The organism is Pseudomonas sp. 1121_17, from assembly GCF_052850745.1.
Genome location: NZ_VXCX01000002.1, coordinates 159,300 through 171,612, shown reverse-complemented (window position 1 = coordinate 171,612; position 12,313 = coordinate 159,300). Strand labels below are relative to the sequence as shown.

Sequence of the window (12,313 nt, the reverse complement as noted above, 5' to 3'; positions counted from 1 at the left end):
GCAAGACAATCGAGGGTGTCATGAGTAACGAGAGCATTAACTGGGACAAGCTGGGCTTCGACTACATCAAGACTGACAAGCGCTTCCTGTCCGTGTTCCGCGATGGCGAGTGGGACAAGGGCACCCTGACCGATGACAACGTGCTGCACATCAGCGAAGGCTCGACCGCTCTGCACTACGGCCAGCAATGTTTTGAGGGCCTCAAGGCCTATCGCTGCAAGGATGGCACCGTCAACCTGTTCCGCCCGGATCAGAACGCCCTGCGTATGCAGCGCAGCTGCGACCGCCTGCTGATGCCGCGGGTGCCGACCGAGCAGTTCATCGAAGCCTGCAAACAGGTAGTCAAGGCCAACGACCGGTTCGTGCCGCCACACGGCAAGGGCGCTCTGTACCTGCGTCCGTTCGTCATCGGTACCGGTGACAATATCGGCGTGCGTACTGCACCTGAGTTTATTTTCTCGGTATTCGCGATCCCGGTCGGTTCGTACTTCAAGGGCGGCATGACCCCGCACAAGTTCCTGATCTCCGATTTCGACCGCGCCGCGCCGCAGGGCACCGGTGCCGCCAAAGTCGGTGGCAACTACGCGGCTAGCCTGCAGCCGGGCTATGAGGCGAAGAAAGCCGGCTTCGCCGATTGCATCTACCTCGACCCGCTGACCCACTCGAAGATCGAAGAAGTCGGTTCGGCCAACTTCTTTGGCATCACTGCCAACAACGAGTTCGTCACGCCGAAGTCGGCTTCGGTACTGCCCGGCATCACCCGCCTGTCGCTGATGGAGCTGGCCGAATCGCGTCTAGGCCTGAAGGTCGTCGAAGGCGACGTACAGATCAACAACCTCGAGCGCTTCGTCGAGGCCGGTGCCTGTGGCACCGCGGCAGTGATCACGCCAATTGGTGGCATCCAGTACAACGGCAAGCTGCATGTGTTCCACAGTGAAACCGAAGTCGGCCCGGTCACCACCAAGCTGTACAACGAGCTGACCGGCATCCAGAGCGGCGACGTCGAAGCGCCGGCTGGCTGGATCGTCAAGGTCGCGTAAGCGATAACGCCAGGTCCTTGCGGGGCAAGTCTGCTCTCACTACCGCGTGCGGTTGGGTGAGAGTGGGCTTGCCCCGTAGTGCTTTTTAGCCAGATGAATTTTTCTTAAATCGCCGTTTGGCTATTCTTTGGCACAATCGAACCTTAATTCGCCGCCCAGGAACCAGCATGCCCCGCGTACTGACCATCGAAGACGACGCCGTCACCGGCCAGGAAATCGTCGCTGAACTGACCAGCCACGGCCTGGATGTAGAGTGGGCAGACAATGGCCGCGAAGGCCTGGCCAAGGCCATTGCCGGTGGCTACGACCTGATCACCGTGGACCGCATGTTGCCCGAAGTCGATGGCCTGACCATCGTCACCACCCTGCGCAGCCTGAAGATTGCCACGCCGATCCTGATGATCAGCGCCCTTTCCGACGTTGACGAACGCGTGCGCGGCTTGCGTGCCGGCGGCGACGATTACCTGACCAAGCCGTTTGCCTCCGATGAAATGGCTGCCAGGGTCGAAGTATTGCTGCGCCGTAACAGCGTGCCGATGACCCAGACCCGCCTGCAGGTGGCGGACCTCGAGCTGGACCTGATCAGCCATGAAGCCCGTCGCGGCGAGCAAACGCTGAACCTGCTGCCCACCGAATACAAGCTGCTCGAATACCTGATGCGCCACGCCGGCCAGGTAATCACCCGGATGATGATTTTCGAGGAGGTGTGGGGCTATCACTTCGACCCAGGCACCAACCTGATCGACGTGCACATCGGCCGCTTGCGCAAGAAGATCGACGCTCCCGGCCAGTGCGCACTGATTCGAACCGTGCGGGGCTCGGGCTATGCCATTGCTGAACCCGTCTAAAGGCTGGAGCTCGTCCACCAGTCGCCTGCTGGCGCTGTACAGCTTTCTCTTCGTGGCCTGGAGCAGCATCCTCATGGGGGTGCTGTATTTCGAGGTTTCTAGCTACCTGAACAAGCTCACCCGTCATTCCATGCTGCAGCGTCAGCATCTGTTTGCGCACATGAGCGGCAAGCAGCTGGACGACGCCCTGATCGCCAGCCAGGCTTTCGAAGAGCGCAGTTTCGACGCCTATGGCCTGTTCGACGCACAGCTCAATCCACTGGGCGGGCGTATCCGCGCCATCCCCAAGGAGCTGCGCCTGGACGGCAAGGTGCATGAGCTCAAGCACTGCCTGGACAGCGCCGACCCGGGCATGATCCACGAAACCTGCGACGCGGTTGCGATCAAGGTGCAGGACGGTCGCTGGCTGGTACTGTTCCGCGACAACGGTTCGTTGTTCGTGGTCACGCGAATCATCCTGGATGCGTTGCTGTGGGGTATCTCCCTGACCCTGATACCAGGCTTTGCCGGTTGGTACCTGCTGCGCAGACGGCCGCTCAAGCGGATCCGCGCGGTGCAGGCCAGCGCGGAACTGATCGTTGCCGGCGACCTGACCCACCGCCTGCCACTGTCGGCCCGGCGCGATGAACTGGACATGCTGGCGGCCATCGTCAACGCCATGCTCGACCGCATCGAGCGGCTGATGCATGAAGTCAAAGGCGTCTGCGACAACATTGCCCATGACCTGCGCACGCCCCTGACGCGGCTACGTGCGCAGCTGTATCGGATTCGCCAGCAGAGCAGCGAGGATTCTGCCCAGGCCGAGGCGCTGGATCAGGCCATCGGCGAGACTGACACGTTGATGGCGCGGTTTCGCGGATTGTTGCGGATCAGTGAACTGGAGGACCGCCAGCGCCGCGCCGGCTTCGTCCAGCTTGATCCACAGGCGCTGCTGGTCGAGCTGCATGACTTCTACCTGCCGCTGGCCGAGGACCGCACTATCGAGCTGCAACTTGAGCAGCCAGCGCAGTTGTCGGTGCTGCACGGCGATCGCGAGCTGCTGTTCGAGGCGCTGGCCAATCTGGTCGGCAACGCGATCAAGTTCACCCCTGAAGGTGGCCAGGTGCGCATTGCTGCCAGTCAGGATGCCAGCGGCGTGCATGTAGCGATCGAAGACAGCGGCCCAGGCATCCCGGAACAGGAACGCACCGCCGTACTCAAGCGTTTCTATCGGAGTGAGGAAGGTCATCGCCATCCTGGCTTCGGCCTCGGGCTGTCGATAGTTGCAGCGATCGTTGACTTGCACGGCTTCACCCTGGAAATCGGTGAAAGCCAATGGGGCGGCGCCAGGCTGGTCCTGCACTGCCCGCTCGCCAGCTGAACACCGGGGCCGCATTGCGCGGCCCCGGCACTGCGGTCAGTCAGCCAGGCGCCAGGTGGTGGCGCCTTTGCTGTCCTCAAGCACCACACCCATCGCCGTGAGCTGATCACGGATACGGTCGGACTCGGCCCAGTTCTTGTCAGTCCGAGCCTGCAGACGCGCCTGAATCAGCGCCTCCACTTCAGCGGCGTCGACCTTGCCCTCGGCGCCGGCCCGCAGGAAGTCATCAGCCTCCAGTTGCAGCACACCGAGAACCTCACCCAACTCGCGCAGGCGCGCAGCCAGGCCAGCGGCAACCTCGACGTCTGTGTCGCGCAGGCGGTTGATCTCGCGTACCAGATCGAATAGCACGGCACAGGCTTCGGGGGTGCCGAAGTCATCGTTCATCGCCACACTGAAGCGCTCGACAAATGCCTCACCGCCCGCAGGAGCGACCCGTGGCAGGCCGCGCAGTGCGTGGTAAAAGCGCTCAAGCGCACCTTTGGCGTCGCGCAGACTGTCTTCCGAGTAGTTGATCGCGCTGCGGTAGTGGCTAGCCACCAACAGGTAGCGGACCACTTCCGGGTGATACTTTTCCAGCACGTCACGGATGGTGAAGAAGTTGTTCAACGACTTCGACATCTTCTCGCCATTGATGCGGATCATGCCGCAGTGCATCCAGGCATTGGCGTACTGCTTGCCAGTGGCCGCTTCGCTCTGCGCGATCTCGTTCTCGTGGTGCGGGAACTCGAGGTCGCTGCCGCCGCCGTGAATGTCGAAGCTCTCGCCCAGGCAGCAGGTGGACATCACCGAGCACTCGATGTGCCAGCCCGGACGGCCCGGGCCCCATGGCGAATCCCAGCTTGGTTCGCCCGGCTTGACGCCCTTCCACAGGACAAAGTCGAGTGGATCCTGCTTGGCCTCGTCAACTTCGATACGGGCGCCGATGCGCAGGTCTTCGATCTTCTTGCGCGACAGCTTGCCGTAACCGACGAACTTGCCCACCCGGTAGTACACATCGCCATTACCCGGTGCGTAGGCATAACCCTTGTCGATCAGGGTCTGGATCATCGCGTGCATGCCAGCGATGTGCTCGGTGGCACGCGGCTCCTGATCCGGCGGCAAGATGTTCAGGCGGCGCTCGTCTTCGTGCATTGCATCGATCATGCGTGCGGTCAGCGCATCGAAGGTCTCGCCGTTTTCATTGGCCCGGTTGATGATCTTGTCATCGATGTCGGTAATGTTGCGCACGTAAGTCAGCTCGTAGCCACTCTTGCGCAGCCAGCGAGTGACCAGGTCGAAGGCCACCATGCTGCGGCCGTGGCCGAGGTGGCAGTAGTCGTACACGGTCATGCCGCAGACATACATGCGCACCTTGTTGCCATCCAGCGGCTTGAAGGCTTCCTTGGTCTTGCTCAGCGTGTTGTAGATGTTAAGCACGGCGATTCCTTAGCTGCCCCAGGAGTCACGCAGGGTGACAGTGCGGTTGAACACCGGGCGGCCCGGCTGGGTGTCTTTCAGGTCGGCGCAGAAGTAACCCTCGCGCTCGAACTGGAAACGGTCTTCAGGCTGGGCGTTGGCCAGCGAAGGTTCCGCACGACAGCCGCTCAGCACCTGCAGCGAATCGGGGTTGATGTTGTCCAGGAAGCTGCCGCCCTCTTCGGTTTTCTCCGGGTTCGGCGAACGGAACAGGCGGTCGTACAGGCGTACTTCGCACTCGACGCTGGCCGCTGCCGGGACCCAGTGAATAACGCCCTTGACTTTGCGCCCCTCAGGGTTCTTGCCAAGGGTGTCCGGATCGTACGAGCAGCGCAGTTCGACGAGGTTGCCATCGGCGTCCTTGATCGCTTCGTCGGCACGTATCACGTAGCTGCCGCGCAGACGCACTTCGCCGTTCGGCTCCAGGCGTTTGTAGCCTTTTGGCGGCTCTTCCATGAAATCGTCACGGTCGATGTAAAGCTCACGGGCGAAGGGCAACGCGCGCACGCCCATGTCTTCTTTCGGGTGGCGTGGCAGCTCGAGGTTTTCGACCTGGCCTTGCGGGTAGTTGGTGATCACTACCTTCAACGGCCGCAGTACACACATGGCGCGCGGCGCGGTGCGGTCGAGGTCATCGCGGATGCTGAACTCGAGCATGTTCATGTCGACCACTCCGTCCGAGCGGTTGGTGCCGATCATGTCGCAGAAGTTGCGGATCGAGGCCGGGGTGTAACCACGACGACGGAAGCCCGACAGGGTCGACATGCGCGGGTCATCCCAACCCTGCACGTGTTTCTCGTCGACCAGCTGCTTGAGCTTGCGCTTGGAGGTGATGGTGTAGTTCAGGTTGAGCCGGCTGAACTCGTACTGACGCGGGTGCGCCGGCACTGGCAGGTTGTCGAGGAACCACTCGTACAACGGGCGATGACCTTCGAACTCCAGGGTGCAGATCGAGTGGGTGATGCCCTCGATCGCGTCCGACTGGCCGTGGGTGAAGTCGTAGTTGGGGTAGATGCACCACTTGTCACCGGTCTGGTGATGGTGGGCATGGCGGATCCGGTAGAGGATCGGGTCACGCAGGTTCATGTTCGGCGAGGCCATGTCGATCTTGGCCCGCAGCACGCGCTCGCCATCAGCGAACTCGCCGGCTTTCATGCGCGCAAACAGGTCGAGGTTTTCTTCAACGCTGCGCTCACGGAACGGGCTGTTCTTGCCAGGCTCGGTGAGGTTGCCGCGGTATTCCTTGGCTTGCTCCGGAGTCAGGTCGCAAACATAGGCGTTGCCCGACTTGATCAGCTCGACCGCCCAGTCGTGCAACTGGTCGAAGTACTGCGAGGCATAGCGCACCGGACCGGTCCAGTTGAAGCCCAGCCACTTGACATCGCTCTGGATCGCGTCGATGTACTCCTGGTCTTCCTTGGCCGGGTTGGTGTCGTCGAAGCGCAGGTGACAGGCACCGCCGAACTCTTCGGCCAGGCCGAAGTTGACGCAGATCGACTTGGCGTGGCCAATGTGCAGGTAACCGTTGGGCTCCGGCGGGAAGCGGGTGACTATCTGCGTGTGCTTGCCCGAGTCCAGGTCAGCCTGAACGATCGGCCGCAGGAAGTTTGCAGGGACGGCGGGAGCGCCTTTGGCAGCGGCGTTGGGCGCGTTGTCGGCAGTGGGCTTGCTCATAGGATCCTTGAATGCTGGTGTTCAGCCCGGGTAGGCCGATTGAATCAAAGGGCCTATCATAGCCGAAGCAGTCAAGCTGCTGACAGCCGGGCGCCGACAAAGTGGCGCGATTTATCGCAACCCGGGCAAAATGGCGCCGCGCGCGCTGTGTCGCGGCAAGCCAATCCTGCGTCAGCTGATGTACGCGTGCTGCGCGCAGCCAATTTCTGTATGCCTTGAAGAGTGAATTTGAGCATGTCCCAAGTCAAACTGACCACCAACCACGGCGACATCGTCCTGGAACTGAACGCCGAGAAGGCGCCGCTGACCGTTGCAAACTTCCTCGCCTACGTCGAAGCCGGTCACTACAGCAATACCGTTTTCCACCGTGTGATCAAAGGTTTCATGATCCAGGGCGGCGGTTTTGAACCTGGCATGAGCGAGAAGAAAGACAAGCGCCCAAGCATTCAGAACGAAGCCGACAACGGCCTGAAGAACGACAAGTACACCATCGCCATGGCCCGCACCATGGAACCGCACTCGGCCTCGGCGCAGTTCTTCATCAACGCCTCCGACAACGGTTTCCTTAATCACAGCGGCAAGAACACCCAAGGCTGGGGCTACGCGGTATTTGGCGCAGTCATCGAAGGCAAGGACGTGGTCGACAAGATCGAAGCCGTTGCCACCGGCTCCAAAGCCGGCCACCAGGACGTGCCGAAAGAAGACGTGATTATCGAGAAAGCCGAGATCATTGGGTGATTCTGCTGATCTCTGATCTGCACCTGCAAGAAGAACGCCCGGAGATCACCCGGGCGTTTGTTGACCTGCTCGAAGGTCGCGCGCGCCACGCCAGAGCGCTGTACATCCTCGGTGATTTTTTCGAGGCATGGATCGGCGATGACGCGATGACCCCGTATCAGCAGTCGATCTGCCAGGCATTGCGTAACTTGAGCGACAGCGGTACCGCTATTTACCTGATGCACGGCAACCGCGATTTTCTCTTGGGCGAGGATTTCTGTGCTGCCGCTGGCTGCACCTTGCTCGCCGATCCCAGTGTGGTCGATCTGGGCGGCGAGCCGGTACTGCTGATGCACGGCGACACGCTGTGCACCCGCGACGTCGGCTACATGAAGCTGCGCCGCTATCTGCGTAGCCCGCTGACGCTGTGGGTGCTGCGCCACCTGCCGCTGTCCATGCGGCTCAAGCTGGCACGCAAGCTGCGCAGCGAAAGCAAGACCCAGACCCGCATGAAAAACACCGAGATTGTCGATGTCACACCCGATGAAGTCCCGCGGGTGATGGCTGCGCACGGCGTGCGCACGCTGGTCCACGGGCATACCCACCGGCCGGCGATCCACAAGTTGCTGGTCGATGGCAGCCCGGCGCGCAGGATTGTTCTGGGCGACTGGGACCGTCGCGGCTGGGCTTTGCAGGTAGATGATCAGGGTTTCCAGCTGGCGCCGTTCGACTTCACCTGAGTCGTCGACGTCGGCTGTTGCACTCACCAAGGCCGCTGTTGCAGGGATCTGCGACAGCGGCCTTGTCTATCCCATCGCTTAATCTGCGCTGCTGACCTGCGCAGCCTTGTCGCGCTCACTGATGACCGACCGCCGATACTGCGGGTCAGCCTTGATCTGCGCTTCAGTGAACGCAAGCGGTGCCAGCTGCTTGGCAGCAAACGCATGAGTCTGGTCGGCATGGTGCGCCGAGGCCGCTTCGCTGGACTGCGAAAACGCCAGCAAGCCCTGAGCCTGCGGCCCTTGCTCGGTGAAGCTGACGATTTGCAGGTAACTGGTGCCGCTGACGACCAGACGCTTGCCCTGCCCCACTGGCACACTGTACATGGCGTTGTAGACCCCCAGCTCCTGCGGTCCGCCTGGCACCGGGGTGCCATCCGCCGCCTGTTGGATTTGCCCCCAGCGGCTGTCTGCGCTTATCCCGGCTTGGTTTACCTGGTCTTGCGCGGCCAGCGCCACCTGGTGCAGCAGCTTGCGTACAGCGGCCTGCTCGACGGCCAACCCACGCGGTGTGTGCTCTGGGTCGGCCGGATCATAGGCCACGCGCCAGCTCTGCGGATGCTCGGCCATCGCTTCGGCGATATGCTCGAAATACAGCAGACCCACGCCGGTATCCAGGTCAGCCTTGCCATTCCAGGCCTTGAGGCCTTGGCACAGCTGGGCAACGTCAGCCCCGCCCCCCTTGCACCAATCAAGCAGCTCCGGCAGCAGCAGGCTGGCCAGATAGACCTCATCATCAAACACCATGCCTTGCAGTTCAGCGACGCCGAGCTTGCCACGGCCCTGCAGCCGCTGCAGGGCGAAGCGGCCGCGCATGCTCAGGGGCTGATCATCGCGGCTGACCAGCGGCGAAAAGCCCAGCAACGGCTGCGCTGGATTGCTCATCCGCGCCGGGTCGTTGGAGTTCTGCACAAAGTCGCGCCGTTCAAGGCTCGGCAACAGTCGCGCCGGAACGATCCCGGCCTGCGCCGCCTGTGGGTCGCTTTGCCACTGGCACGTACTGCGCGAGCCATCCAGTACCACCAGCTTGGTGCCGGCTGCCGGGTCGCTGCACTGCGCCAGCGTCTGCTGATCGACATAGGGTACAACCGATTGATTGAGGTACAACGTCCGCCCGCCGGCATCGACTGCCAGCGTGTTGACCCAAGGAATCCCTTGCAGTTCAGCAACAGAGCCCCTCAGGGCGTCAAGGCTGTCGGCGCGGTTGATCCGATACCACTGCTGCAGCACGCGGCTGTTGTCCAGATTGGCATCGCGCAGGCTATAGGCGTAGCGGTTGTCCCAGTCAAGCTTGCCTGGCCACTGCACAACCGGGCCGAACTCCGATGTGTAGACCTGCCGCTCGACCTCGCGCAGTGAGCCATCCTCGCCCTTGACCGTTACCCGCAGGGATTGCCGCGCCAGTGGCAGCGACTTGCCATCGAGCAAATAACGGGTTGCATCCTTGGGGTCCAGTTGCAGCCGGTAGAGCGTGAAGTGCTTGGAGGTATCGACCGTATGCGTCCAGGCCAGATGTTGATTGAAGCCGATATTGATCAGAGGCAGGCCCGGCAGCGCCGCCCCCATCACATTCAACCGACCTGGAATGGTCAGCTGCATCTGATAAAAACGCATACCGCCCATCCACGGGAAATGCGGATTGGCCAGCAGCAGTCCGCGACCATTGCTGGAGCGCTCCGAGCCCACCGCTACCGCGTTACTGCCACGCTGCATGGCGAACAGTGCCTGGCGCTCGAGCGCCAGCCTGAAGTCAGCGGCCTGATGCTGCGCAGCGAGCTTGGGTGGTGATGCGCCAACCAGCGCTTCGACGAACTGCCCGGCGCCGCCCTCGGCCAACAAGCGCCGGGTCAGCTTGACCAGATCCAGGCTGGTTAACGGTCGCACCCACTCACCCGCGCCGCACTCCGCCGGCAAGCCTTGCGCCCGCCGCTCGCCAAGCGCGCGATTGAAGCCGCTGGCATAGCCTTCGAGCAGGTTGCGCACCTCCACCGGCTGAGCCTGTAGAAAAGCACTGACTGCAGCGGGCGTGTTGAGCCAGGTGAAGAACAGATCACTGTCGAGGTTGTTGCGCTGCTCAACGGTTTTGCCTTGGCCGCCGAAATAACGCGAGCGTTCGCCGTTGACCGTCAGCACCTCATTGGCCAGCAGGCACAGGTTGTCCTGTGCATAGGCGTAGCCGATACCGTAGCCAAGCCCCCGCTCGTCGCTGGCCAGGATGTGCGGCACGCCAAAGCTGGTGCGGCGGATTTCGGCGCTGGCAGCAGCAGCGCTTTCACGGGGCTGGGCCAACAGGCCGAATACCGCCAACGCAACAGCCACGCTCAACTGAGCGGGGCGGCGCAAATATAGGTTCACGAGCGTTCCTTGAGTATCTGAGGTCATCCCGTTGAGACGAATAGCTGGACGAAAATTTTACGCATTGCAGCCGTGCTGACACGTATTGAACAGAATCAGCCGTTTATTTTTCCGGCAAAACTGCAGTTTTTCCAATCTCGTTCGTCTTTATCAATGAGGAACCATGATTTCGGGACAGCCCACGAAAAGGAGCATTCACATGTATCAGCCACAACAGGCCACAGCCAAGCCGAACGGCGCAGCCAATGCCGGCGCTGGGCAACTTGCCGATAGTGAAGAGCGGATTGGCAATGAGCTGATTCGCGAGCTGCTGCGCACATATGGCCTGCGCACCAGCCTGATCCGACTGAAGGTGATCGATGCCTTGCATGCCGCTGATCGTAACGGTCGCAGTGTCGGTGTGCGCGGCATCCATGCGCAGCTTGAACAGCTCGACATCCCGTTGTCGTTTCTGAGCGTGCGCGAAGTGCTCAAGCGACTTTGCGCCGAGGGCGTGATCAGCCTGGGCGGCGACAAATGCTACAGCCTCAACCCAGAGGCACGCGCCGTACTCGAGTCGGCTCAAATACGCTGAACCGCCGGCCGGCCAGGATGGCCGGCCCGCCGGATTCAGGGTTTGACCTTGCGCCGCAACAAACCGTTGATCACCACTACGATCACTGCAATGGCAATGGCGCAGTACTGGAACGTCTGCTCGGTGATCGTTCCCTGCTTTTGCAGGTAGGAAAGCCCCAGCATCATGCCCAGTACCACCAGGATGATCAGGATCGAGTATTTCAGGCGCTGCACGTGTGTCATCGGGAGTTCCTTGCGACATCAGAGACATTGGGCTCACATGGAGCCGAGGCAATGATACAACGGCATCAGGCGCAGGCGTGTATTTCCTGCTGAGCCACATCCGCGTCTCCTGAAAGCATAGGGGTTCAACCCAGCCCATAGGTGCCCCCATGCTGAATACTTGTCTTCGCATCCTCACTCTCTGGTTTGCCGCAGCGTCGGCCCTGGCCGTCGAGCGGCCAGCGCTGTCCGATGATCACCTGCATCAACTGGGTAGGCAACTCGCCCAAAGTGCCGGCTCAAGCCAGTGGCAACAACTGTGGCAACGCGTGCGCAACGCCGGTTACCTGAACCCCGAGGCTGACCAGCTGCATTTTCTGGTGGAGCAACGCGAGCTTCCCCGCCTCGCCCGGGAAACGCTGGCCCACGCCGACCAGACAGGCCTGCGCGGACACGCGCAAGCGTTATACCGAAAAGACTTTGCGCCGACCGTGACAGGACGCATCAACGATCATCCAATGACCGCCCTGTGTTTGCTGGTCGACTACCGAGCACTCCCAGCAAGCATGGTCGACGCGCCCCACGCCTACCTGGCTGGCGTGAGCCTGCTGAGTAGCTATCCCTGTGACTGAGGGCAACCCTACCCATGGCAACTGTTCTGGCAGCGGAGCAAGAAGTTTCAAGGCGTACAGGCGGGCCCTGTTGCATAGTCCTACACCCCAATCTCTCGATCCCTGCGTCAAGCGCACCCAGGAACTACACATATCGGTTCGCTTGACGCCTAGGACTGCCTGCACGGGTCATCGACAATCGAATCACGCCACGGGGCAAAAACCCCGGCATGTTCTACCCAGTCATGGTCACGCACAGCGCAATCCATTACCCCACGAGGGAGCCACACACATGCAAACGCCAGACTTCAGCCGTATCGATATCGCCTTGCTGCCGCACTCACTTCAGTCGCTCATTGAGTGTATCGGCATTGAAAATGCCTACAACCTGACCTGCGCCTATGGTGGGCGCCCCAAGTACATTCCCAAGCATCGCGACCGCACCAAGCTTGCAGAAGTGCTTCCAGGCGCAGCCCTGGACGCGTTGATAAAGCGCTTCGCCGGGGTTGCCCTGGAGATTCCCAAGGCCGACCACTTCCTGCGCCAACTGCGCAACTTGCAGATTCAGCAAGAGAGCGCCGATGGCCTCTCGCGCAGCCTGCTGGCCGACAAGTACGGGTTGAGCCTGCGCCAAATCGGCAACATTCGCCGTCAGGAAACCACGCCCGCTGAGCACCCCTAGTGCTAGCCAAGG

At 61.5% G+C, this 12,313-nt stretch carries 12 protein-coding genes; 8 read left to right on the top strand and 4 right to left on the bottom strand.

The window, feature by feature from the left end:
- Window positions 1–20: 20 nt before the first annotated feature.
- The 3 genes from FW789_RS05625 (at window position 21) to FW789_RS05615 (ending at window position 3,248) form a co-directional block, all read left to right on the top strand.
- Complete coding sequence (locus FW789_RS05625; RefSeq protein ID WP_103437183.1) at window positions 21–1,040, top strand: branched-chain amino acid aminotransferase; 1,020 nt, start codon at window positions 21–23, stop codon at window positions 1,038–1,040.
- 167 nt (window positions 1,041–1,207) lie between these two features.
- A complete protein-coding gene (locus tag FW789_RS05620; protein WP_101319013.1) occupies window positions 1,208–1,888 on the top strand; it encodes a response regulator transcription factor in 681 nt (226 codons plus the stop codon).
- Complete coding sequence (locus FW789_RS05615) at window positions 1,866–3,248, top strand: sensor histidine kinase (RefSeq protein WP_103437182.1); 1,383 nt, start codon at window positions 1,866–1,868, stop codon at window positions 3,246–3,248. Before FW789_RS05620 ends, FW789_RS05615 begins: the two co-directional genes overlap by 23 nt.
- Before the next feature lie 36 nt (window positions 3,249–3,284).
- Here FW789_RS05615 and cysS read toward each other — a convergent pair whose 3' ends face one another.
- Window positions 3,285–4,667, bottom strand: a complete 1,383-nt coding sequence (gene cysS / locus FW789_RS05610; protein ID WP_103437181.1) for a cysteine--tRNA ligase — start codon at window positions 4,665–4,667, stop codon at window positions 3,285–3,287.
- 9 nt (window positions 4,668–4,676) lie between these two features.
- A complete protein-coding gene (locus FW789_RS05605; protein WP_411561743.1) occupies window positions 4,677–6,380 on the bottom strand; it encodes a glutamine--tRNA ligase/YqeY domain fusion protein in 1,704 nt (567 codons plus the stop codon).
- 234 nt (window positions 6,381–6,614) lie between these two features.
- On the opposite strand from FW789_RS05605, the gene FW789_RS05600 reads away from it, so the two are divergent.
- Window positions 6,615–7,118: a peptidylprolyl isomerase gene (locus tag FW789_RS05600; protein ID WP_103437179.1), complete on the top strand. Its 504-nt coding sequence runs from the start codon at window positions 6,615–6,617 to the stop codon at window positions 7,116–7,118.
- A complete protein-coding gene (locus tag FW789_RS05595; RefSeq protein ID WP_103437178.1) occupies window positions 7,115–7,837 on the top strand; it encodes a UDP-2,3-diacylglucosamine diphosphatase in 723 nt (240 codons plus the stop codon). Before FW789_RS05600 ends, FW789_RS05595 begins: the two co-directional genes overlap by 4 nt.
- A 78-nt stretch (window positions 7,838–7,915) precedes the next feature.
- Here the strand turns inward: FW789_RS05595 and pvdQ are convergent, their stop codons facing one another.
- Entirely contained in the window at window positions 7,916–10,231 is a 2,316-nt protein-coding gene (pvdQ, locus tag FW789_RS05590) for a bifunctional acylase PvdQ (protein WP_411561744.1), read from the bottom strand.
- A 199-nt stretch (window positions 10,232–10,430) separates the two neighbouring features.
- Here pvdQ and FW789_RS05585 point away from each other — a divergent pair, with 199 nt between their 5' ends.
- Entirely contained in the window at window positions 10,431–10,805 is a 375-nt protein-coding gene (locus tag FW789_RS05585) for a fe2+ zn2+ uptake regulation protein (protein ID WP_103437177.1), read from the top strand.
- Window positions 10,806–10,840: 35 nt separating this feature from the next.
- On the opposite strand, the gene FW789_RS05580 is transcribed toward FW789_RS05585, so the two are convergent.
- On the bottom strand, window positions 10,841–11,029 hold the full coding sequence (locus tag FW789_RS05580) for a hypothetical protein (protein WP_101318997.1): 189 nt from the start codon (window positions 11,027–11,029) through the stop codon (window positions 10,841–10,843).
- Window positions 11,030–11,178: 149 nt separating this feature from the next.
- Between FW789_RS05580 and FW789_RS05575 the strand changes: the two genes are divergently transcribed.
- Together FW789_RS05575 and FW789_RS05570 are read left to right on the top strand one after the other, a co-directional pair.
- Window positions 11,179–11,640, top strand: a complete 462-nt coding sequence (locus FW789_RS05575) for a hypothetical protein (protein ID WP_242548712.1) — start codon at window positions 11,179–11,181, stop codon at window positions 11,638–11,640.
- Between the two features lie 271 nt (window positions 11,641–11,911).
- On the top strand, window positions 11,912–12,301 hold the full coding sequence (locus FW789_RS05570; protein WP_103437175.1) for a Mor transcription activator family protein: 390 nt from the start codon (window positions 11,912–11,914) through the stop codon (window positions 12,299–12,301).
- Window positions 12,302–12,313: the final 12 nt, after the last annotated feature.